This window comes from Tsuneonella dongtanensis (assembly GCF_001698205.1).
Classification (GTDB): domain Bacteria; phylum Pseudomonadota; class Alphaproteobacteria; order Sphingomonadales; family Sphingomonadaceae; genus Tsuneonella; species Tsuneonella dongtanensis.
Map to the genome: position 1 here is coordinate 1,958,131 of NZ_CP016591.1, position 17,562 is coordinate 1,975,692.

Below are 17,562 nucleotides of genomic sequence, written 5' to 3' on the forward strand. Positions count from 1 at the left end.
AGGGGTAGACACGCTTCGTCACACGGGAAATCTCGATGGCCGACCGCCCACTCTCGCCGCACCTGCAGATCTGGAAATGGGGGCCGCACATGCTGGTCTCGATCCTTCACCGCGCAAGCGGGGACGGGATGGCGCTGGTGGGCCTCGCGGTGCTCGTCTGGTGGCTCGCGTCGCTGGTCGGCGGAGCGGAGGCCTATGCCGACTTCCTGGCCATCGCCGGGTCGCCGATCGGCCTGATCGTACTCGTGGGCCTGTCGTGGGCCTTCTTCACTCACATGGCGAGCGGCATCCGCCATTTCGTGCTCGATATCGGCGCGGGGTACGAACTCGATACGAACAAGACCTGGTCGATCCTGAGCCCGCTGATCGGCGTCCTGCTGACCGCGGGCTTCTGGGCCCTGATCCTGACCAAGTGAGGCGCTGACAATGGGTAACGGAACCTCGATCGGCAAGGTGCGCGGGCTCGGCTCGGCGCACCACGGCGCGCATCACTGGCTGCTGCAGCGGTTCACCGCGATCGGCAACCTCGTGCTCGGACTGTTCCTGGCGATCAGCCTGGCCCTGCTGCCGGGCTACGATTTCGCGACGGTGAAAGCCTGGATTTCCGAACCCCTGCCGGCGACCGCGGTGGCGTTGTTCGTCATCAGCGCGTTCTGGCACGCGCGGCTCGGCCTGCAGGTCCTCGTCGAGGATTACGTCCACATCCCCGGCAACAAGTTCGCCGCGCTTGCGGCCCTCAATCTCGCTGCGGTCGGCGGCGCGGGCTTCGCGCTGTTCTCGATCGTCCGCCTCGCCCTCGGAGGAGCCGCCTGATGGCTGCCGAAGCATACAAGATCATCGACCATACCTACGATGTCGTGGTCGTCGGCGCGGGCGGCTCGGGCCTGCGTGCCACGATGGGGGCGGCCGAGAGCGGTCTTCGGACCGCCAACATCACCAAGGTCTTCCCGACCCGCAGCCACACGGTGGCCGCCCAGGGCGGCATTGCGGCCTCGCTCGGCAACAACAGCCCAGACCACTGGACCTGGCACATGTACGACACCGTCAAGGGGTCGGACTGGCTCGGCGACCAGGATGCGATCGAGTACATGGTGCGCGAGGCGCCCGCCGCGGTCTACGAGCTCGAGCACGCGGGCGTGCCGTTCAGCCGCAACCAGGACGGCACGATCTATCAGCGTCCGTTCGGCGGCCACATGCAGAACATGGGCGAAGGCCCCCCGGTCCAGCGCACTGCCGCTGCCGCCGACCGCACCGGCCACGCGATGCTCCACGCGCTCTATCAGCAGAGCCTGAAGTACGACGCGGACTTCTTCATCGAATACTTCGCGATCGACCTGATCATGGAGAACGGCGCCTGCCGCGGGGTGATCGCGATGTGCCTCGACGATGGCAGCATTCACCGCTTCCGTGCCAAGGCCGTGGTCCTTGCGACCGGCGGATACGGCCGCTGCTATTTCACCGCGACGAGCGCGCACACCTGCACCGGCGACGGCGGCGGCATGGTCCTGCGCGCCGGGCTACCGCTGCAGGACATGGAATTCGTCCAGTTCCACCCGACCGGCATCTACGGCGCGGGCGTCCTCATCACCGAAGGTGCGCGGGGCGAGGGCGGGTACCTGACCAATTCTGAGGGTGAGCGGTTCATGGAACGCTATGCCCCGAGCGCGAAGGACCTCGCCAGCCGCGACGTCGTGTCGCGGTCGATGGCGCTGGAAATCCGCGAAGGACGCGGCGTGGGCCCGAACAAGGACCACATCTACCTCCATCTCGACCACATCGATCCCAAGGTGCTGGCCGAGCGGCTGCCCGGCATTACCGAGAGCGGCAAGATCTTCGCCGGCGTCGACCTGACCCGCCAGCCGTTGCCGGTGGTGCCGACGGTGCACTACAACATGGGGGGCATCCCCTGTAACTACCACGGCGAGGTCGTGACGATCGGCGCGGACGGCAACGCCGACACCGTCGTCCCCGGGCTGTTCGCGGTGGGCGAGGCGGCGTGCGTATCGGTTCACGGTGCGAACCGCCTCGGTTCGAATTCGCTGATCGACCTCGTGGTGTTCGGCCGCGCGACCGGTCACCGGCTCAGGGAGCTGTTCAAGGCCGGCGAGAAGCAGGCCGAGCTGCCCAAGGACAGCGCCGACCTGGCGCTCGGCCGGCTCGACCATTTCCGCAATGCCAAGGGCGGCTCGCCGACTGCGGCCATCCGCCTCGACATGCAGCGCGCTATGAGCACGCACGCGGCGGTCTTCCGCAACGACCAGTTGATGAAGGAAGGCGTCGAAGCGCTGAAGGGCACCTACGCGCGGATGCAGGACATCGGCGTCACCGACCGCTCGCTGATCTGGAACAGCGACCTCATCGAAACGCTCGAACTCGACAACCTGATCGCCCAGGCGAGCGTGACGATGGCGAGTGCCTACAACCGCAAGGAAAGCCGCGGCGCCCACGCGCACGAGGATTTCCCCGACCGCGACGACGCCAACTGGATGAAGCACACCGCCGCCTGGTTCGATGGCTGGGGCGGCAAGGGCGGCGGGGTGAAGATCGACTACCGCCCGGTCCACGAGTACACGCTCACCGACGACGTCGAATACATCAAGCCGAAGAAGCGGGTGTATTGAGGTGCCGCCTCCGGGGCTTGCACGGAGGCAGCGTTTCTACCTGAACCAGAAGCCCTTGATGATGGTGCCGGGCCTGATCGCCGTGACGATCATCGGCGCACTCGTGCTGTGGAGCATTGTGGCTCACCCGGCCGAAGGACCGACGACAATCGCCGGCCATGTGGTCCTAACCGACGGTGCGGCTCGCCTCACATTGGCGGTAGTCATTGTCGCGATGGTCCTTCTGTGCGCGCTGGCTATCTTGCGACTTATGCAAGGACACGACCGTGCACAGTATGTCGATCTCGAACCCAAGCGCATCGTTGGAATGGGCATGGGACCGTTCCGGCGCGAGGTGGTCCTCGACTACGATAAAGTCACCCGGGTTCGCAGCTTCAGGATCGGACCGGGCCAGACTGTCGAGATCAAAGGGATCGGCGCGCGGTTCAGTCTCCACGAAATGCTGTTCGCCGACCGCGAGGATTTCTTCCAGTTTCACGAGACGCTCATCGATGCCCTCGGCGGGGTCGACGAGCGAGGGATTCCGCACTTCCGGACGACGCATTGACCGTGCGCGTCGTAGTGGTCGGCGGCTATGGCAACTTCGGCACATACGTCGCGCGCAGCCTGGCCCGGGATGCAGGTATCCGGCTCGTGATTGCCGGACGCCGTCCAGACCAAGCCGGTGCGTCCGCAGCTTCGCTCGACCCATGAATCACCCACCGTACAGCTACCGCGACGATCCGGCCGTGCCGGCTTTCGACGACAGCTGTCCGCTATTCGTGTTCGACGAAGTATGCGTGCTGTGTTCGGGGGGCGCGTCGTTCATCATGCGCCACGATCGCGCCGGGCGGATCGCCTTTACGTCAGCGCAGGGACCGATCGGGAGTGCGCTCTACCGGCACTACGGGCTCAAAATGGATGCCACGTATTTGTTCGTCGCGAACGGCAACGCCAGCACCAGGAGCGACGGTTACCTCGCACTTGCGCGCGAACTGGGCGGCATTTGGCGCATCGCCGGGTTGTCGCGTCTGGTGCCGCGATTACTGCGCGACCGCATCTACGACCTCGTCGCTCGCAACCGCTATCGCTGGTTCGGCAAGACCGACGCATGCGCCTTGCTGACACCGGAGCAGCATGCGCGCCTGCTCTAGGGCGGCGAATTTCCTACATCGCGGAAATCTGGCAGGACCCGGCGATGGTCGCTGTTTCGATTCCCTGGCGGTATCGCCTCCATGTCGGAAGGCCCAACCCGACCGCCACCTTGCGCACCGTCGAAGGTCACGGGGCCAACAACCACAGCCCAAGCAACGCACTGTTTCGTTTATCGAAATTGCTCCACCGGGTGTTTCGTAAAAGGGGGCGGTGGGTGTGCCATGCCACGCTCGTCGCAGCTTTCGCGGTCGCTGGGTGCGCACCGCAAGGGCGCCTCGCGCCGCTCGACGATCTCGACCGCTTCTATGCACAGCACCGCAGCGCGTCGGGCATCCCGGTTGTCGGTTCGAGCAAGGTCAAGCCCGAAGCGCTCGATGTCGCTGCCTCGATCGTCGAGCAGATGACGAGTGCGCGGCCCGATCTGGCGCGGTGGCTTTCGGAAAGAGGCTACCGCGTCGCGATCATGGCGCAGAGCGAAGCGACCACCGACTTGCCCGAGCAGGCGCACTGGACGCGGCCCGACCGCTCCGACCCGCGGCTGACCCGCTGCGAGCGCAAGCACTATGACGAACGGATCGGCAAGCTGACCGACCGACAATACTGGGATGCCCGCGCGCGCGGCATGGCGGGACCGCTCACCAGCGGGGCGGAGGAAGACCTGCTCGGCCTTCGGGAAAGCCGCTATTGGGGCGAGACGATCTTCGTCCACGAGTTTGCCCACAACGTCCTCGCGGCGATCCGGGCGGTCGATCCGGCCCTTTCGCAGGAAGTCGACGGCCATACCGCGACGCGTTGGCCGCGGGGCGGTGGAAGGATGAGTATGCCTCGACCAGTGTCGACGAGTACTGGGCAGAAGGTACCCAGTTCTGGTTCGAATCGAACCGGCTCGCCGTGTTCGACGGTCGGCGGATTCTGAGCCGCGAGGACCTGGCGGAGTACGACCCCGCGTTGTTCTCCGCGCTCGGCAAGGCCTACGGCACGCGCATCAGGCTGGCCGGCGATCCCTTTTGGCGCCACCCGGCGCGCGTCCCGCCGGGCCCGCCGCCGCTCAACACGGCCGAGGTCTGCTAGGCGATCGCCGCTTCGCGCTGGAGAGCCGCGCGACGGAACAGGCCTGCCGCAACCAGCCAGAGGAGGACGAAGAAGCCGTCGATGATTGGCGTCGGCGTGCCGTTGATCGCATGGATGATCGAGAACAGCCCCTGCGCCACCGCGACCGCAATCATAGTGCGTACGAGCGCGCGCGGGTTGCCGTAGGCCGCAACGGCCCCCACAGCGGCCATGAAGACGACGGCGAAATAGGTCCAGTTTGCCGGGTTGTCCTCGTTGCCGATGATCCCGACCGCGCCGTTGATCCAGACCTGCAGGAATCCGCAGGCGACCGCCATGACCGTGGCGATGCGGAAGGCAAGATTGGTGCTCGATCGCGCGGCCAGTTCGAACACTCCGCCGACCAATGCCAGGACGACCCCGGCGATCACGAAGTCGCTCGTGGTCCAGTTGACCTCTTCGGTGAATTGCATGGCAATGGCTGGAAGGGCGAGCAGAGCGGCGGCGGAAAGCCATCCGATCCGTCGCAAGAAACGCTCGGTGCGCGGGCTCATTTCGGTAACTGCAGTGTTCATCGAATCCTCCGTGTTGATGACGGAGGCGGCAATCGCATCAAGGGCGATGAGCGTCATGACGGGCAGGTGAGGAATGGCTGAAATCGGGCACTCAGCCCGCAGCGCGCAGTCTTCGTCCCAGAACGATCGCCGCCACGACGCACCCGCAGAAAAGAGCGCCCTCGCAAGCGGTGACGACCGACAGCGCGATCGGTCCGAACCCGTTCTCGCCGAAAAGTGCGCCCCCCACCTGCAGGTTCGAATCCGGAAACCGCGACGACAGTTCGGCGAGGCTTCCCGCCATCAGCCGTCCTCCGGCGAGAGCCACGATCAACCCGGCCGCCCCGCCAAAGGCAAACCCCGGCAACAGCCGCCGAGCCGCCGACCGGTCTTCAGCACGCAACGCCAGCGCGAGCGAGATACCCGTGACCGCCCCCAGGATCAGACCTTCGACCGCCCCGGTGATCGCGCCGGGAGCCCGGCCGAAAAGCAGTGCGAACAGGTCGTTGCCAAGCATCCGACCTATCGCTCCGACCAGCAGCCCCCCGACCGCTCCGCCGACCACGATCCAGCCTGCCTTGCCATGTGAAAGCTGCGCGGCGAAGGCTGCGGCTCCTCCAACCGCCAGGCCCGCCGCCGCCCCCAGCAGCAGGTTCATGCTGACGAGCACGAGCAAGGTCGACGCGGTGCCGATGCCCGGGGTCACCAGCCCGAGGGCCAGGTAACCGAGGCCGCCGGCGATGCCCGCCAGGCCTCCGCCCAGGGCGGCGGAAAAGCCGTCGAATGCAGTGGGAGCAAACACCGGATCGGCCAGCGGTGCGACCGTTCGGGCGTCGTCGCCACCGAGAGCAGCGACAAGCCGGTATCCGTGCCGGGGTACCGTTTCGATGTAGCGCGGCGCCGCGGCATCGTCGCCGAGAGCCTTGCGCAACGCGCGGATGCATTGGGTAAGCGCCTCATCGGTCACCGGCACACCGCGCCAGACCTCGTCCATGAAGCGATCTTTCGTGACGAGGCGCCCACCTTCCGCAGCAAGCAGGATCAACGCATCGAGATAACGCGCGCTGACCTCGACCGGCTCACCATCGCGCGTCAGCCGGCGGTCTTCGGGGTCAAGCCGGAAAGGGCCGAAGCGGTAGGCACCATTGGACATCGCCCCAGCGTTACGGAAATTTCGGCGCGACGCCACCACCTTGCGCGGCTTTGGCGGATGGCATCAGCGCCTGCGCAGCATCGTACGGTCGAGTTCGCCGACGGTTCTCACCCCCATCAACCGCATCCCGCGCTCGATCTCGTCCCTGAGAATTCCGATCGCGCGTTCCACTCCCGCTTCGCCCGCGGCCGCGAGAGCGTAGAGGTAGAGCCGTCCGCCTGATGCGGCGGTTGCACCTGTCGCCAGCGCCTTGAGGACGTGCGTGCCGCGCCGCACACCACCGTCGCAGATAACCTCGATCCGATCGCCCACTGCGTCGACGATCTCGGCAAGCTGGTCGAAAGGCGCCCGGCTTCCATCGAGCTGCCGGCCGCCGTGGTTGGAGACCATGATCGCATCGCATCCGATGTCGGCGGCGCGGCGCGCATCGCCGACGCTCATGACGCCTTTCAGACAGAACGTCCCGCCCCAATCGTTGCGCAGCCTCTCCACGGCTGCCCAGTCCATGTCCGGATCGAGCATTTCGTTGAAGTAATCCTGGATCGAGATGGCGCTGCGGCTCCCTTGCGCGACGTGCGTCTCCAGGTTCGGCAGGCTGAATCGCTCACGGAAAAGGAAGTTCAGCGCCCATGCGGGCTTCGCCGCATAGGACAGGAAACTGGCTGGAGTGAATCGCGGCGGGGTGGTGAAGCCAGTGCGCTTGCAGCGTTCGCGATTGCCCGAAACGATCGTGTCGACCGTCAGCGCGATCGCGTCGAACTTCGCCGCGCGCGCACGCTCGACCAGCGCGGCATTGAGGCCGCGGTCCTTGTGATAATAGTACTGGAGCATCTTGGGCCCGCTGTGCTTCGCGCCGATCTCCTCGATGCTGACGCTCGACAGGCTGGAGATGCCGAACCACAGGTTGTGGCGTTCGGCGACCCGGGCGACTGCGCGTTCGCCCTGCCAGTGAAAGAGACGCTGCAAGGCAGTCGGGCTGAGCACGAGCGGCAGTCCGGTTTCGCGCCCCATGATCGTGGTTGTTGTATCGATCGTGCCCACCCCGGAGAGGACGTTCGGCACCAGATCGACGTCCTCGTAAGCCTCGGTGTTGCGCGCCTTGGTCCGCTCGTCGTCGCCCGCTCCATCAATGTAGTGAAACACTGGGTAGGGAAGCTTGCGATACGCGAGCTCGCGAAAGTCCATGACGTTATGGCAATCGCCGAGGCTGCGGATCGCGTGCGGGATGGCATAGGACCGTTCCATTCCGTGATTCCTAGTGAGCCAGGTCGATACTGAACAGTCATTCATCTGCGCTTCATGTTTACAGACGTAGTCGTTACGGCCACAAATGTAATCGAAGCCGGGGAGGGCTGCGATGGCTGACGACACGGACATTCCTTCCGAACGCATCAGCGACGCTGAGCACGCCGTCATGGAAGCGCTGTGGGACAAAAGCCCACTTGCGGCCGCGGAGGTATGCGAACGGGTCTGCGCATCGCGCGACTGGACGATGCCGACAGTCAAGACGCTGCTCGGGCGGCTCGTCGCCAAGGGCGCCGTGGCTACCGAGCCGGACGGTCGCCGCTTCCTCTATTCGCCGTTGATCGAACGCGCCGACTATCTCGGCAGCGAATCGAAGCGGCTCGTCGAACGCCTTTTCGGTGGGCGCGCGGCGCCGCTCTTCGCGCATCTCGCGGAAAGTGAGGCCCTGAGCGAGGAGGACCTGCTCGAGATCGAGGCGATGCTGAAGGAGTTGCGGCGATGACGTGGCTTCTCGAAACGCTCGTCTGGACCGGTGTACTGATCGCACTGGTGCTTGTCGTTCGCCGGCCGGTTGCCCGCCACTTCGGCCCGCGCACGGCCTACGCCCTGTGGGCCCTGCCGCTCCTTCGCCTGTGCCTGCCTCCACTGGTCCTGCCGGCGGCGGAACCAAGGTTTGAGGCCACGCCTGTCGTCGACCCCCAAGTTCTTGCGGCTCTCGACAGCGCGGAACTCGCGGAGGTGCCGGCGAACCTCGTCAGTGATCCGACGCCTGGCTGGTGGGAGGGGCTCGAAACGGGGATCCTGGCTTTGTGGCTGGTGGGTGCCGCGACGTACATCGCTCTGCGCCTCGTTGCATATCATCAGCTTCGCCGCGACCTGCTACTCGACGCCCGGTCGGTCGGCGATGCGGGCCGCATCCGGCTTGTGGAGACACCGGCAACCCGTTCACCGCTCGCCTTCGGCTTGTTCGACAAGGTGGTGGCCCTTCCTCCGGGATTCATGGCCAATCCAGACCGCGCAACACGGGACCTGGCTCTTGCGCATGAACTGGCGCACCACCGGTCGCACGACCTGCTCGCCAACTTCGCTGCGCTTCCCCTGTTCGCGATCCACTGGTTCAACCCGCTGGCGCAGCTGGGCTGGAATGCGATGCGCCGCGACCAGGAGGCGGCCTGCGATGCCCGCGTGGTCGAAGGACGCGATCGCCTCGAGCGCGCGCACTACGCCGCGCTCATTGCCGGCGCCGCGGCCGCACCGCGCGCTGCGCTTGCCGCGCCGATGGCCTGTCCGGTGCTTGGCGAAAAATCGATCATCCATCGCTTGAGGAATCTCACAATGACCGACCACTCAGTGCGTCGCCGCCGCATCGGGGGCGCTTTCGTGGGTATCGCGGCGCTTGCCCTGCCGCTCACGGCCTCGATCACCTACGCGCACAGTTCGCCAACGGAGGCGATCGAGCCGCCAACGGCGCCGGATGCGCCTCTGCCGCCCGAGGCGCCGTTGTCGCCGGAGGCCCCAGCTGCACCTGACGCGCCCGACGCCCCCGAAGCTGTCGCCAAGGTACACCGAGTGCTCGTGACGAGGGCGGCTGGTGACCGGACCGAGGGCAAGCGCAGGGTCACGGTTATTCGCGACGGCAAGGCCGAGGATTTCGAGATCGATATCGAAGGGCAAGAAGGGCGCCGCTTCATGTTCCGCGGGGCGGATGGCAAGGTGTTCACGCCGCAAAGCCCTGAGTTCAAGGAGCACATGGCCAAGCTCGAGGAGCGGATGGCCAAGCTCGACAAGGAGCTTGAGGCGAAGTTCAAGTTCGATGAGAAGAGCCTCCACGCCTTCACGGAAGAGCACCGCAAGGCGGCCGAGCGCATGGCCCGCTCCGGCGAGAAGCTCGCCCGCCTGGCGCCTCTCGTTGAAATGTCCTGCGAAGATGGCGGTGACAGCCGGGTTGTCGAGGGCAAGGACGGCCGCAAGGTGTTCCGTTTCTGCCGCCGGACTGTGATGCACGGAGCGGTCAGCGGCCTCCGCTCTGCCCGCGAGGCCATCGCAGCCAACAGTCGGATGAGCGAAGAAACGCGCCGCGAAGTGCTCGACAAGCTCGACCGCGAAATCGAACGGCTCGAAAGCGAGAAGAGGGGCTAACGATTCCCCCCGGGTCGCTGAAAAAGTTGGACGGGGGAGGGCGGTTGCGGCCGCCCTCCAATGGTCATCTCCGTCGGCGGTTCGGACTCTTTTCCGGCTTTTCGCCCTGGACGACTGGTTCAGACACAAACGTGGTGGGCTCACCACCGCCCGCTGACTGGACTTTCTTGGCCTTGGCCGGCTTAGCCGCAATCTTCGCTGCGGCTGGCCGGGCGGGATAGGCGCAACCCTTCTGCTGGCCCAGGCCTTTGAGGAAGCCCCGCCGCACGGCACCGGCATAGATGGCCGCTTCGAATTCGCGCTTGTGATCGGCTGCACCTGTCAGTTCGCGAAGGATGCCGCGGAACGGGATGAACGACGCAACGACGCTCTTGGCAACCGCACCGGCGCTGATCCGTTCGCCATCCTCGTCGTGGATGTCCATGTCGGGTCCCAGCGCGGCATCGAGAGGAGCAATTGCGGCGGCGATGTCCTTGCAGTTTCGAATGCCCACACTGGCGTAAGGATCTGCCCCGGCTGCGAGCAGGACAGAAGGTATCTCATCCTTCTTCAGGTTGAGATCGGTGATCGGCGTCATCGCGACGTCCTCGGCATCCGGCGTCCGGTTCATGACCGGATCGTCGGCATCCTGCGCGAATGCGGGCGAGGCGACGAGGGCGAGGCCGAGCGCCGCAGCGCGCGCGAGATCAGCGTATCTGGACATAACGATCACATACCGTGTCATCGGCCGATTGAATTCCGGCGCGCAAGGCTTCCATGCGCTGGGCACTGGTTCCGTGGGTGAAGTTCTCGGCACTGACCCGTCCACCCGTTAGAGCGTCGTCGCCGATCGCGCTGGCTGCGGTCATGCCTTCCTCAAGATCCCCGGGTTCGATGAGGTTGCGGTTCTTGCCCGCCCAGACGCCGGCGTAGCAATCGGCCTGCAGTTCCATGCGGACCTGAAGCTGGTTGGCGGCCTGGGGGTTCTGATTCTGCGCGCTGCGAATCTGGCTGGCCACCCCGGTGAGGTTCTGGATGTGGTGACCGTATTCGTGTGCCATCACGTAATAGCGCGCGAAATCGCCACCCGCGCCAAGCTGGCGCGCCATCTGGTCGTAGAAGCTCGTGTCGATGTAGATGCCTTCGTCCGCGGGGCAGTAGAACGGACCCATCGAGGACGACGCGCTGCCACAGCCCGAACGTGTGCCGCCGGTGTAGAAATTGAGCGTAGGCTGCCGGAAGGCAATCCCGGCGCGCTGGAATTCGGGCTGCCACGTCTGATCCAGCGATTGAAGGGCGTTGCAGGCTTCGGTTGCATAGGCATTCTGCGTGCAGAGCTCTTCGACCGACTGCGCCGATCCATCGCCTTGCTGGGCGCTCGTCGGACCGGACTGCTGCATGCCACCGAGCATCGAAGTCGGATCGACACCAAAGACCAGCGCTGCAATCAGGGCGATGACGACCGTCCCGCAGCCAATTCCGCCACCGGCACCTCCGGGAAAGCCCCCGCCACCGCCACCCCTGACGTTGATGCTCGATGGATCGAACCGGTTCAGCCGCATGCGTAAGCCCCATGTTTCGCGCGGCCGGGCCGCAATGTCTCTGGACAGGTGCCCCTCGCCTCGCAAGAGCGCAAGTGCGGTCGGTCCGATCGTTCAATTCGCGAAGGAGGCCAAATGTTCCTGTCCGGCAAACGCGCACTCGTCACCGGTTCGACCTCGGGGATAGGCCTCGCGGTCGCACGCGCCCTCCGGGACGAAGGTGCCGAGGTGATCTTGAGCGGCTTCGGTGACGAGCGCGAGATCGCCGCCCTATGCGATGAGCTGGGTGCAACCCATGTGGCCGCGGACCTGACCCGCCTGGAGGGGTGCGAGGCACTGATGGAAGGTGCAGGGCCGGTCGACATCCTCGTCAACAATGCCGGAATGCAGCACGTCAGCCCGGTCGAGGACTTTCCTCCCGAAAAGTGGGACCTCATCATCGGTTTGAACCTGACTGCGGCGTTTCATACCATCCGGCTTGCCGTTCCGCACATGAAGGCCACGGGTTGGGGCCGCGTGATCAACACCGCGAGTGCGCATTCGAAGGTCGCCTCGCCGTTCAAGGCCGCGTACAACGCCGCCAAGCACGGCCTAGACGGGCTCACCAAGACCGTCGCGCTCGAACTCGCGCCGTATGGCGTGACCGCGAACTGCATCAGCCCGGGATATGTCTGGACGCCGCTGGTGGAGAACCAGATCCCCGATACGATGGCGGCACGCGGAATGACCCGCGAGCAGGTCGTCAACGACGTGCTGCTGGTCAAGCAGGCGACGCGCAAGTTCGTCCAGCCCGCCGAAATCGGCGCGCTCGCCGTCTTTCTCTGCCGCGACGAGGCGCAGAACGTCACCGGCGCAAACTGGAGCGTGGACGGCGGGTGGACCGCCGAGTAGCATAGGTACGAAGGAGAATTCGGGGGCAGGCAATGCGGGTCGCGTGGCTCCTTGTCGTGGTGCTGCTTGCGGGCTGTGTAAGCGCTCGCCCCGGAGCCGTGCCCGCGACCGACGCGGCACTGCGCGCGGCGCTGACCCGGCATGTCTCGATCCTGGCGAGCGACGAATTCGGAGGCCGGATGCCGGGCACCGAAGGCGAGACGAAGACCCTGCGCTACCTTTTACAGGAGTGGCGCGGGGCGGGTCTTGTGTCGGGCACCAACGACCCGGCCAACCCTTGGTTCGCGCCCGTCGAGCTGACCAGCAGCAAGCCCGAGCGCAGCACGGTCCGCTTCCTCCGCAATGGTCGGTCCATCGCGTTACCTGCTGACGGCGCAGTGGTTTTTGCATCTGGCCGGCGGGGCCTGGTCGAACGGGCACCGGTGCTGTTCGTCGGGGAACAGGGCGAGAAGCTCGACAATGCCGCGCTCGCGGGCCGGGTGGTCCTGATGTTGTGGGATCATCCGGGGCAGGCCGAGCAGCGTGAGGCTCTCCTGCGCGGGGGCGCGGCGGCCGTCCTCGCAATCGTGGGAGAGGCAAGTGATTTCGACGAACTCGTCGAGACCCGGCGACGCGGAAGTTATCGACTCGCCGCCACTGACGGTTCCGATACGCTCGACGGCTACCTGTCGCGGGAGACGGCCGAAGCCCTGATTGGCGCCGACAGGTTCCAGACGCTCCTACGCGATGCGCGCGGTCCCGACTTCAAGCCCGTGGCGATCGACCTGACGGCGACCCTCGATGCGGCGTCCACCGCGGGCACCGTGAAAACCTTCAACGTTGTCGGCCGGCTGCCCGGCAGGCGACCCGAAGCCGGGGCGGTCTTGCTGATGGCGCACTGGGATCACTTCGGCCGATGCGGTTCGCCGACGGACCCGGCGGCCATCTGCAACGGGGCAGTCGACAACGCGAGCGGACTGGCGGTCATTACAGAGCTTGCGCGACGCCTGGCCAACGGGCCGCGGTTGCAGCGGGATGTCTATTTCCTTGCGACGACCGCAGAGGAGTGGGGGCTGCTCGGCGCCCAGGCCTTCGCCGAAAACCCGCCCGTGCCCCTCGAGACCATCGTCGCGGCGTTCAACCTCGATACTATCGCGGTTGCGCCGAAGGGCACGCCGGTGGCGATCGTAGGCAAGGGGATGACCGGGCTCGACGCCGGGATCATGGAGGTCCTTCAGCAACTGGGCCGCAGGGAAGCGGACGAGAATCTCGCGCAGGGATACCTGCGCCGTCAGGATGGCTGGGCGCTCCTTCAGCGCGACGTGCCGACCGTGTCCGTGACGAGTGCATTCGGCTCGGCGGCGGCGCTCGAACGCTACAATGCCGAAAGGTACCATCGGCCCGCCGACAAGGCCGACGGCATCGAGCTGGGAGGCGCTATCGAGGACCTGTTCCTGACCCAGGCGCTGGTCCGTTATTTCGCCGATCCGGCACGCTGGACCGCCACGACAGGAAAAAGCGTCGAGGCCCCCTAGCTACCGCGGCAACCTGCCGTTAGATGGGCCGCCACGAATCTCTAGGGCGAAACGCGACCTGTGGCACACGATGATATCCCCCTCGGCCTGACTTTCGACGACGTGTTGCTGCGTCCGGCCGAGAGCGACATCCTGCCCAGCATGGCCGATACGAGCACGCAGCTCACCCGCGGCATAGCGCTGAACATACCGGTGCTGTCCGCGGCGATGGATACCGTGACCGAGGCGGACATGGCCATCGTCATGGCCCAGCTCGGCGGGATCGGGGTGCTCCACCGCAATCTCGAACTGGATGCGCAATGCGCCGCGGTCCGCGCGGTCAAGCGGTTCGAAAGCGGGATGGTGGTGAACCCGATCACCATCGGCCCCGACGCCACGCTGGGCGAGGCACAGGCGCTGATGGCGGACAACCGCATCAGCGGCATCCCGGTGACCGATGGCAACGGAAAGCTCTGCGGCATCCTGACCAATCGCGACGTCCGCTTCGCCGAGAATACACTGCAGCCGGTTCGTGAGCTGATGACCAGCGACAACCTGGCGACTGTTCCGCTCGGGACGAGCCAGGAAGACGCGCGCCGCCTGCTGCACCAGCGGCGCATCGAAAAGCTGCTCGTCGTCGACGAGAACTATCGCTGCGTCGGGCTGATTACGGTCAAGGATATCGAGAAGGCGGTGACCTATCCGCACGCGACCAAGGACGAGAGCGGCCGCTTGCGCGTCGCCGCCGCTTCGACCGTCGGCGACAAGGGTTTCGAGCGGACGAAGGCCCTGATCGAGGCCGAGGTCGATGTCGTGATCATCGACACCGCGCATGGCCACAACAGGGACGTCAGCCGCGCAGTCGAGGCGGCGAAGAAGCTTTCCAACTCGGTGCAGATAATCGCCGGCAACGTCGCGACGGCCGAAGCGACCCGGGCACTGATCGAAGCCGGGGCGGATGCGGTGAAGGTCGGGATCGGCCCCGGCTCGATCTGCACCACGCGCGTCGTTGCAGGCGTCGGCGTGCCGCAGTTGACGGCGGTCATGGAGTGCGCGGCCGAAGCGGCGAAATCCGGTGTGCCCGTGATCGCCGACGGCGGATTGCGAACCTCTGGCGACGCGGCCAAGGCACTTGCCGCGGGAGCGTCGAGCGTGATGATCGGCTCGATGCTGGCGGGAACTGAAGAGAGCCCGGGCGAGACGTTCCTCTATCAGGGGCGCAGCTACAAGGCCTATCGCGGGATGGGCAGCGTCGGCGCGATGGCCCGGGGCAGCGCCGACCGCTATTTCCAGCAGGACGTGAGCGCCCTGAAACTTGTGCCCGAGGGCATCGAGGGCCAGGTACCCTACAAGGGCCCGGCCAAGGACGTGGTCCACCAGCTCGTCGGCGGGATCAAGGCGGCGATGGGCTATACCGGATCGGCAACGCTCGCCGAGCTGCGCAAGCGGGGCAAGTTCGTACGCATCACCAATGCGGGCCTTGCCGAGAGCCACGTGCACGACGTCGCGATTACCCGCGAGGCTCCGAACTACCCCACGCGATGAGCGGTCGATGACCCCCGCGGCGCGGGTGCAGGCCGCGATCGAGGTGCTGGACGCCGTGATAGAAGCTGCCATCGCGGGTGGGGCGCCCGCGGATCGGCTGATCTCGGACTATTTTCGTACGCGACGCTACGCCGGCTCGAAGGACCGGCGGGCCGTGCGTGACCTGGCATTCGCCGCCATCCGCGCTTGCGGACCCGTGCCGTCGTCAGGCCGTGCCGCCATGTTGCGCCTTGCCGATATCGACGAGGCGATCGCCTCGCTGTTCGACGGCTCGGTGCATGGTCCCGCTGCGATTTCGCAAGGGGAGCCCGTCGCGGACGGCGGCATTGCCGCGCACTGGCTCGTCGATGCGCTCGCGACTTCCGGTGTCGAGGGCGAGGAAGCCGATGCCCTCCTTGATCGTGCACCGCTCGACATCCGGGTCAACACCCTCAAATCCGATAGGGAAACGATAGCTCTCCCGGAGGAAACCGCACGGACCCATGCCCCGCAGGGCCTTCGGCTCCGGCACGGAACCCCTGTCGAACAATGGGATGCCTTTCGCGACGGGTTGATCGAAATCCAGGACACCGGCTCACAACTGGCTTGCCTCGCGGTCGCTGCCGCCCCTGGCGAAACGGTGATCGACCTGTGTGCAGGGGCGGGGGGCAAGACCCTCGCACTCGCCGCAGCGATGGAGAATCGGGGCACCTTGCTCGCTTGCGATACCGATCGGCCCCGGCTTTCGCGTCTGGCTCCCCGCGCGGAACGCGCGGGCGCGGGGATGATCGAAACCCGCCTGCTGAACCCGCAGCGCGAACTGGACGCTCTGGCGGATTGTGTGGGCAGGGCCGACACGGTGGTCGTCGATGCACCGTGTTCGGGGACCGGGACCTGGCGCCGCAATCCCGAGGCGCGCTGGCGACTCACTCCCGATCGTCTGGAGCGATATGCGCTAACGCAGCAGCGGTTGCTGGATATCGCTGCGGCGCTCGTTCGGCCGGGCGGAAGGATCGTCTACGTGACGTGCTCGCTGCTCGATGCCGAAGGGAGCGACAGGATCGACCAGTTCCTGGCGGATCACCCCGAATGGTCTGCCGACGCGGTCGATCTGCCGCTCGGTCGCGTGCGCGGGAAAGGTTGGCGCCTCTCGCCGTTTCATGACGGTACGGACGGATTTTTCATCGCGAGTCTATCTCGCCCATGTTAACCAGTGGCGTTATGGCCGAGCCTGAACTTGCCCGGACGCCTGCCTTTAAGGAGTTGCTGATGCGTTTCGCCGCCCCTGCCGCCGCTCTCGCCGTCGTTCTCGCGATGACCGCAAGCGTGGGCGAGGGCGCCGATCACGTCACCGATCCCCGCGCCGCGGCGCTGGTGGCCGAAGGACGGGCAGCCCTCGCTGCCGGCCAGCCCGAAAAGGCCGTCGATGCCTTTGAGGCAGCGCTCACGGTGGATCCCGGCGCGACCGGCATCTTCCTCGACCTCGCCGAAGCCGCTCGTCGCAACGGTCTGCAGGGCAAGGCCATCCGCTACTACCGCGAAGCTTTGACGCGTGAGCCTGACAACCTTGCCGCCCTGTCCGGCGAAGGGGCTGCCCTCGTCGAGAAGGGAGCGGTCGAGAAAGCGCGCCGAAACCTCGCCCGCCTTCAGTCGATGTGCGGTGACAAGTGTGCCGAAACCCGTGCGCTCGCCGCGGCGATCGCCAAGGGCCCGCAACCGCGCGTCCTGACCGCCGAAGCGGTCCTCCCGGACACCGTCGTCACCCAGCAGAATTGAGCGGACGCGCGATCAGACGAGCGCGCGAAATTCCTCTACTACAGTGCGATAGACCCGCTTCTTGAACGGGACTATCAGCTCGGGCAGCTGCTCGGGATCGACCCAGCGGTACTCGCAGAATTCCGGCGGATCGTGCGCTTCGAGGTCGATGTCGGCCTCCGTCCCCGAAAAGCGGGCGAGAAACCAGATCTGCTCCTGCCCGCGGTACTTGCCGCCCCAAAGCTTGCCGACAAGCTCTTCGGGGAGGTCGTAGCGCATGGCCTCCTCGATCCGCCCGATGATCGACACCAGGTGAGCGGCGACGCCGGTTTCCTCAGCCAGTTCGCGCAGCACCGCTTCTGCCAGGTCTTCGCCGTCGTCGACGCCGCCCTGAGGCATCTGCCACCAGTCGCCTTCGCGGTTGTCGATCCGCTTGCCGACGAAGGCCTTGCCCTCGGCATTGACCAGCATCACGCCCACGCA

Annotated in this window: 21 protein-coding genes; 15 read left to right on the forward strand and 6 right to left on the reverse strand. The window is 66.1% G+C overall.

What is annotated here, in order from left to right; genetic code table 11:
* The first annotated feature begins 35 nt into the window (after window positions 1–35).
* The 8 genes from sdhC to A6F68_RS15205 all read left to right on the forward strand — a co-directional run bounded on the left by sdhC (window position 36) and on the right by A6F68_RS15205 (window position 4,826).
* Complete coding sequence (gene sdhC, locus A6F68_RS09580) at window positions 36–416, forward strand: succinate dehydrogenase, cytochrome b556 subunit (protein WP_067679160.1); 381 nt, start codon at window positions 36–38, stop codon at window positions 414–416.
* Window positions 417–426: 10 nt separating this feature from the next.
* Window positions 427–813 carry a succinate dehydrogenase, hydrophobic membrane anchor protein gene (gene sdhD / locus A6F68_RS09585; protein WP_067679163.1) on the forward strand — a complete coding sequence of 129 codons (387 nt, stop codon included), beginning with the start codon at window positions 427–429 and terminating at the stop codon, window positions 811–813.
* A complete protein-coding gene (sdhA, locus tag A6F68_RS09590) occupies window positions 813–2,621 on the forward strand; it encodes a succinate dehydrogenase flavoprotein subunit (RefSeq protein WP_067679167.1) in 1,809 nt (602 codons plus the stop codon). The genes sdhD and sdhA overlap by 1 nt, the downstream gene beginning before the upstream one ends.
* Window positions 2,622–2,679: 58 nt before the next feature.
* Complete coding sequence (locus tag A6F68_RS09595; protein ID WP_198152581.1) at window positions 2,680–3,168, forward strand: hypothetical protein; 489 nt, start codon at window positions 2,680–2,682, stop codon at window positions 3,166–3,168.
* Window positions 3,165–3,314 carry a KR domain-containing protein gene (locus A6F68_RS15040; RefSeq protein ID WP_157096704.1) on the forward strand — a complete coding sequence of 50 codons (150 nt, stop codon included), beginning with the start codon at window positions 3,165–3,167 and terminating at the stop codon, window positions 3,312–3,314. The genes A6F68_RS09595 and A6F68_RS15040 overlap by 4 nt, the downstream gene beginning before the upstream one ends.
* Window positions 3,311–3,754: a thiol-disulfide oxidoreductase DCC family protein gene (locus A6F68_RS09600; RefSeq protein WP_067679173.1), complete on the forward strand. Its 444-nt coding sequence runs from the start codon at window positions 3,311–3,313 to the stop codon at window positions 3,752–3,754. Before A6F68_RS15040 ends, A6F68_RS09600 begins: the two co-directional genes overlap by 4 nt.
* A gap of 215 nt (window positions 3,755–3,969) precedes the next feature.
* On the forward strand, window positions 3,970–4,671 hold the full coding sequence (locus A6F68_RS09605) for a hypothetical protein (protein WP_198152582.1): 702 nt from the start codon (window positions 3,970–3,972) through the stop codon (window positions 4,669–4,671).
* Window positions 4,647–4,826 carry a hypothetical protein gene (locus A6F68_RS15205; RefSeq protein WP_198152583.1) on the forward strand — a complete coding sequence of 60 codons (180 nt, stop codon included), beginning with the start codon at window positions 4,647–4,649 and terminating at the stop codon, window positions 4,824–4,826. The genes A6F68_RS09605 and A6F68_RS15205 overlap by 25 nt, the downstream gene beginning before the upstream one ends.
* On the opposite strand, the gene A6F68_RS09610 is transcribed toward A6F68_RS15205, so the two are convergent.
* From A6F68_RS09610 to A6F68_RS09620, 3 genes are all read right to left on the reverse strand, one after another.
* Entirely contained in the window at window positions 4,823–5,380 is a 558-nt protein-coding gene (locus tag A6F68_RS09610; protein WP_198152584.1) for a hypothetical protein, read from the reverse strand. The two genes, A6F68_RS15205 and A6F68_RS09610, sit on opposite strands and share 4 nt — an antisense overlap.
* 91 nt (window positions 5,381–5,471) lie before the next feature.
* A complete protein-coding gene (locus A6F68_RS09615; RefSeq protein ID WP_067679176.1) occupies window positions 5,472–6,512 on the reverse strand; it encodes a winged helix-turn-helix domain-containing protein in 1,041 nt (346 codons plus the stop codon).
* 63 nt (window positions 6,513–6,575) lie between these two features.
* Entirely contained in the window at window positions 6,576–7,757 is a 1,182-nt protein-coding gene (locus A6F68_RS09620) for an alpha-hydroxy acid oxidase (RefSeq protein WP_067679179.1), read from the reverse strand.
* 112 nt (window positions 7,758–7,869) lie between these two features.
* Between A6F68_RS09620 and A6F68_RS09625 the strand changes: the two genes are divergently transcribed.
* Together A6F68_RS09625 and A6F68_RS09630 are read left to right on the forward strand one after the other, a co-directional pair.
* A complete protein-coding gene (locus A6F68_RS09625) occupies window positions 7,870–8,259 on the forward strand; it encodes a BlaI/MecI/CopY family transcriptional regulator (protein WP_067679182.1) in 390 nt (129 codons plus the stop codon).
* Window positions 8,256–9,896 (forward strand): M56 family metallopeptidase, encoded by a 1,641-nt coding sequence (locus tag A6F68_RS09630; RefSeq protein WP_067679185.1) that lies wholly within the window; start codon window positions 8,256–8,258, stop codon window positions 9,894–9,896. Before A6F68_RS09625 ends, A6F68_RS09630 begins: the two co-directional genes overlap by 4 nt.
* 64 nt (window positions 9,897–9,960) lie before the next feature.
* On the opposite strand, the gene A6F68_RS09635 is transcribed toward A6F68_RS09630, so the two are convergent.
* Together A6F68_RS09635 and ypfJ are read right to left on the reverse strand one after the other, a co-directional pair.
* Window positions 9,961–10,599, reverse strand: a complete 639-nt coding sequence (locus A6F68_RS09635) for a hypothetical protein (RefSeq protein WP_067679188.1) — start codon at window positions 10,597–10,599, stop codon at window positions 9,961–9,963.
* Entirely contained in the window at window positions 10,583–11,437 is an 855-nt protein-coding gene (gene ypfJ, locus A6F68_RS09640; RefSeq protein WP_067679191.1) for a KPN_02809 family neutral zinc metallopeptidase, read from the reverse strand. Before ypfJ ends, A6F68_RS09635 begins: the two co-directional genes overlap by 17 nt.
* A gap of 114 nt (window positions 11,438–11,551) precedes the next feature.
* Between ypfJ and A6F68_RS09645 the strand changes: the two genes are divergently transcribed.
* From A6F68_RS09645 to A6F68_RS09665, 5 genes are read left to right on the forward strand one after another with little or no spacing between them, the layout of a single operon-like run.
* Entirely contained in the window at window positions 11,552–12,307 is a 756-nt protein-coding gene (locus A6F68_RS09645; RefSeq protein ID WP_067679194.1) for a 3-hydroxybutyrate dehydrogenase, read from the forward strand.
* 32 nt (window positions 12,308–12,339) lie between these two features.
* Window positions 12,340–13,821 (forward strand): M28 family peptidase, encoded by a 1,482-nt coding sequence (locus A6F68_RS09650; protein ID WP_067679197.1) that lies wholly within the window; start codon window positions 12,340–12,342, stop codon window positions 13,819–13,821.
* A 60-nt stretch (window positions 13,822–13,881) separates the two neighbouring features.
* Complete coding sequence (gene guaB, locus A6F68_RS09655; RefSeq protein ID WP_067679200.1) at window positions 13,882–15,345, forward strand: IMP dehydrogenase; 1,464 nt, start codon at window positions 13,882–13,884, stop codon at window positions 15,343–15,345.
* 7 nt (window positions 15,346–15,352) lie between these two features.
* Entirely contained in the window at window positions 15,353–16,534 is a 1,182-nt protein-coding gene (locus A6F68_RS09660) for an RsmB/NOP family class I SAM-dependent RNA methyltransferase (protein ID WP_067679203.1), read from the forward strand.
* 59 nt (window positions 16,535–16,593) lie between these two features.
* Window positions 16,594–17,100, forward strand: a complete 507-nt coding sequence (locus A6F68_RS09665) for a tetratricopeptide repeat protein (protein WP_157096705.1) — start codon at window positions 16,594–16,596, stop codon at window positions 17,098–17,100.
* A 12-nt stretch (window positions 17,101–17,112) separates the two neighbouring features.
* On the opposite strand, the gene A6F68_RS09670 is transcribed toward A6F68_RS09665, so the two are convergent.
* Window positions 17,113–17,550 (reverse strand): RNA pyrophosphohydrolase, encoded by a 438-nt coding sequence (locus A6F68_RS09670; RefSeq protein ID WP_067682412.1) that lies wholly within the window; start codon window positions 17,548–17,550, stop codon window positions 17,113–17,115.
* Between the last annotated feature and the right edge of the window lie 12 nt (window positions 17,551–17,562).

What these genes read in the sequence shown, in the direction of transcription:
- sdhC (WP_067679160.1), top strand. Translation starts at nt 36, where the DNA reads ATGGCCGACCGCCCACTCTCGCCGCACCTGCAGATCTGGAAATGGGGG.
- sdhD (WP_067679163.1), top strand. Translation starts at nt 427, where the DNA reads ATGGGTAACGGAACCTCGATCGGCAAGGTGCGCGGGCTCGGCTCGGCG.
- sdhA (WP_067679167.1), top strand. Translation starts at nt 813, where the DNA reads ATGGCTGCCGAAGCATACAAGATCATCGACCATACCTACGATGTCGTG.
- A6F68_RS09595 (WP_198152581.1), top strand. Translation starts at nt 2,680, where the DNA reads ATGATGGTGCCGGGCCTGATCGCCGTGACGATCATCGGCGCACTCGTG.
- A6F68_RS09600 (WP_067679173.1), top strand. Translation starts at nt 3,311, where the DNA reads ATGAATCACCCACCGTACAGCTACCGCGACGATCCGGCCGTGCCGGCT.
- A6F68_RS09610 (WP_198152584.1), bottom strand. Translation starts at nt 5,380, where the DNA reads ATGAACACTGCAGTTACCGAAATGAGCCCGCGCACCGAGCGTTTCTTG.
- A6F68_RS09615 (WP_067679176.1), bottom strand. Translation starts at nt 6,512, where the DNA reads ATGTCCAATGGTGCCTACCGCTTCGGCCCTTTCCGGCTTGACCCCGAA.
- A6F68_RS09620 (WP_067679179.1), bottom strand. Translation starts at nt 7,757, where the DNA reads ATGGAACGGTCCTATGCCATCCCGCACGCGATCCGCAGCCTCGGCGAT.
- A6F68_RS09625 (WP_067679182.1), top strand. Translation starts at nt 7,870, where the DNA reads ATGGCTGACGACACGGACATTCCTTCCGAACGCATCAGCGACGCTGAG.
- A6F68_RS09630 (WP_067679185.1), top strand. Translation starts at nt 8,256, where the DNA reads ATGACGTGGCTTCTCGAAACGCTCGTCTGGACCGGTGTACTGATCGCA.
- A6F68_RS09635 (WP_067679188.1), bottom strand. Translation starts at nt 10,599, where the DNA reads ATGTCCAGATACGCTGATCTCGCGCGCGCTGCGGCGCTCGGCCTCGCC.
- ypfJ (WP_067679191.1), bottom strand. Translation starts at nt 11,437, where the DNA reads ATGCGGCTGAACCGGTTCGATCCATCGAGCATCAACGTCAGGGGTGGC.
- A6F68_RS09645 (WP_067679194.1), top strand. Translation starts at nt 11,552, where the DNA reads ATGTTCCTGTCCGGCAAACGCGCACTCGTCACCGGTTCGACCTCGGGG.
- A6F68_RS09650 (WP_067679197.1), top strand. Translation starts at nt 12,340, where the DNA reads ATGCGGGTCGCGTGGCTCCTTGTCGTGGTGCTGCTTGCGGGCTGTGTA.
- A6F68_RS09660 (WP_067679203.1), top strand. Translation starts at nt 15,353, where the DNA reads ATGACCCCCGCGGCGCGGGTGCAGGCCGCGATCGAGGTGCTGGACGCC.
- A6F68_RS09665 (WP_157096705.1), top strand. Translation starts at nt 16,594, where the DNA reads ATGCGTTTCGCCGCCCCTGCCGCCGCTCTCGCCGTCGTTCTCGCGATG.
- A6F68_RS09670 (WP_067682412.1), bottom strand. Translation starts at nt 17,550, where the DNA reads ATGCTGGTCAATGCCGAGGGCAAGGCCTTCGTCGGCAAGCGGATCGAC.